Origin of the sequence: Acinetobacter sp. YH12208 (assembly GCF_013418055.1) — a bacterium.
Taxonomy (GTDB): Bacteria; Pseudomonadota; Gammaproteobacteria; order Pseudomonadales; family Moraxellaceae; genus Acinetobacter; species Acinetobacter pseudolwoffii.
This window is the reverse complement of sequence record NZ_VPCT01000048.1, coordinates 1-1,991: the sequence shown is the minus strand read 5'-3', so window position 1 is coordinate 1,991 and position 1,991 is coordinate 1. Positions and strand designations below refer to the sequence as shown.

Here is a 1,991-nt window from a genome sequence, read left to right as displayed (position 1 = left end):
GGACAAGCATCGTCATTTTATTATGGTCAGCCTCAGGGTGAAGTGTGTCTAATCAACAGGGTTTTCGGTCTCTAAGTACTTTTTAAAGGGAACATCATCGACTCAAATCTCTATTTGCAACAGTGCCCCATGAAGTGCCTGCCTGCGTCTGTTAGCCGAACGCCCCGCGCATGGCGCTCAAATAGCAGGACACCAAGGTTATCCTCCAGCGCTTTCACACGCGCGCTGACGCTCGACTAGCTGATACCAAGTGCCTTGGCCGCATGCCGAAAATTCAGATGCTCGGCGACGGCGATGAACTGAACAAGGGAAATGAGCGGTATCCTGCCAGACAGGATACCGACATTCACGAGGTTTCGATGGTTAGTGCGCCGCATCGGAGCGGGCCTGCTACCAGTCGTCGGTTAGACGACTGGCGACTTCTCGGTGGCAGCCCCACGGAGCCGAAGGAGCACCAGCCCCAACGAAACCAGTACCGCCATCGCCGTGGCGTAACAGATCACGGGCCACGCTGTGTCACCGTTTAAAAGTGCCACCGCCAATGTCCCGACAATGCTGACTATCAGGCTTTGAACGCAGAAGTAGAACGCGACCGCTGATCCCGCGATGTCGTCGAACTCTGCCAAAGCGCCGTTCGCGGTAACGGACACCGTGAAGACAATACCGACCGCGACAACCCACATCGGTAGGATGAAGGTGAGGAATGACGGCGAGCCGTAAAGTTCGCCGATCCCCAACAGGACCGCTCCGCAAACAAGCAACGCCATCCCACGCGCCACGCATCCTGCGATGCCCCATCTGGCGACAAAGGACTTCGCGAAACGGGTTGTCACGATCATTACAAGCGCGACAGTGGCGAAGGCAAAGCTGAATCCGATCTCGGAATATTCCGCTTGGCCTATGAGCACACGGGGAGCCGTCGAGAAGAAGACGAAGTAGGTGCCCATACCGGCGCTAAAGCCGACAGTGTAAACCCAAAAAGCCGGACTCGCGAAGATCGGCAAGACAGATCGGCGCGTCTTGACTTGATCCAGAGGGCGGGTTTCGTGCCACCTGAAACCCGCATTTAGGAGTGCGAGCATCGCCAGTATAGCCAAAGTAATGAATATCGCCTGCCATCCCAAGAACTCGCCGATCAATACTCCGGCGATAGGGCCGAGCGCAGGCACGAACGCCAGCATCGAACTGAAAAGGCCGTAGATGACGACACCCTCAGGACGGTTGGCATAAACGTCGCGAACCGTCGCGAACGTCGCCACCAGCATGGCCGACGCGCCCACTGCTTGAAGTAGACGGAAAGCGACAAAGGCCGGTGCAGTTGAAGACCAAGCTGCTCCCAGAGACGCAATGACGAAAGCCGTTGCGCCCGCAAGTAGAATTGGCCGTCGCCCGATTCTGTCTGAGAGCGGACCAAAAATCACCTGGCCCACGCCGAGCATCACCATATAGAGGCTCAACGTGAGTTGGATCATAGCGGGCGTCGTGTTCAGGATGCCGGGCATCGCTGGAACGACAGGGAGATAAATATCCATCGCCAGTGAAGCGAGGATGTCGAAAGGAGCCATCAGCAGCAGTGCTGCCGGCAGCGTATAGGCCCACGCGGGGCGTGTGGTGGTCATGACGAATCAACCCTCGATTAAGGAATACCGGGCGACGTCTGCTCGTCAGCAATCAGATGAGACTAGCCTTACAGAGCGCCGCAACAACAATACTGGTTGTTGCGGCTTACTTGTCTGCTGACTTGGAATTTCCCATCTGATTACTCCACGCTTACGAATATGAATTGCTACATTTTATCCGATTATCTTTTGCTTCGCAATGCGGCATGGGCGCACTCAGCGTTCCAGCCCCCTCTGCCGCCCTAAATGCTTGCTCCAATGCATCGAGCACCATATCTGTATTCATCCGTGTCGATACTTTCCATCCAACAATTGCTCGTGAGAACACATCAATAATAAATGCAGTATAAACCCAGCCTGAATTTGTTTGAA

Annotated in this window: 1 protein-coding gene and 3 pseudogenes; 1 reads left to right on the top strand and 3 read right to left on the bottom strand. The window is 55.1% G+C overall.

Annotation, left to right across the window (positions count from 1 at the left end; translation table 11 throughout):
* Nucleotides 1–75: pseudogene (locus FTU95_RS14905) on the top strand (IS6 family transposase); the annotation flags it as partial.
* Between the two features lie 35 nt (nt 76–110).
* Here the strand turns inward: FTU95_RS14905 and FTU95_RS14900 are convergent.
* From FTU95_RS14900 to FTU95_RS14890, 3 genes and pseudogenes are all read right to left on the bottom strand, one after another.
* A pseudogene (locus FTU95_RS14900) lies at nt 111–377 on the bottom strand (LysR family transcriptional regulator).
* Between the two features lie 27 nt (nt 378–404).
* Nucleotides 405–1,619, bottom strand: a complete 1,215-nt coding sequence (floR, locus tag FTU95_RS14895) for a chloramphenicol/florfenicol efflux MFS transporter FloR (protein ID WP_000214122.1) — start codon at nt 1,617–1,619, stop codon at nt 405–407.
* Nucleotides 1,620–1,866: 247 nt separating this feature from the next.
* Nucleotides 1,867–1,991, bottom strand: a pseudogene (locus FTU95_RS14890) (DDE-type integrase/transposase/recombinase); the annotation flags it as partial.

What these genes read in the sequence shown, in the direction of transcription:
- floR (WP_000214122.1), bottom strand. Translation starts at nt 1,619, where the DNA reads ATGACCACCACACGCCCCGCGTGGGCCTATACGCTGCCGGCAGCACTG.